The 330-nt window shown below is 44.5% G+C and carries 1 tRNA gene; it reads left to right on the top strand.

Annotated elements, in window-relative coordinates:
* The first annotated feature begins 42 nt into the window (after positions 1–42).
* A tRNA-Arg gene (locus tag A3735_RS07670) sits at positions 43–119 on the top strand.
* Positions 120–330: the final 211 nt, after the last annotated feature.

Below are 330 nucleotides of genomic sequence, written 5' to 3'. Positions count from 1 at the left end.
AGCCTGACTCATTTGCTCGCTATTATTCCTGCGCCTATTTTTCCGCCCTTAGCTCAGCTGGATAGAGCGTCCCCCTCCTAAGGGGAAGGTCTCAGGTTCGAATCCTGAAGGGCGGGCCATTCTTGTTTATATCTCCATATTGCTCTTAAAACTCAGAGCTATGTTATTAAAGTGTAAAACCACGCGTGTTTAGGTTTGTGGCTTTGGCAATCCACAGATTATGGTCTACCTTTGTAATCATGTGGATAAAGTCCTTTATCATTTATATTTCTTTGATTGCAGTTTTCCAACTGTCGCTCGCCCGTACCTGTTATGCTGATGACTCAGGCG

Source organism: Oleiphilus sp. HI0061, from assembly GCF_001635675.1.
The sequence above is the reverse complement of the archived record's forward strand: the minus strand, read 5'-3'. Positions and strand labels throughout refer to the sequence as shown.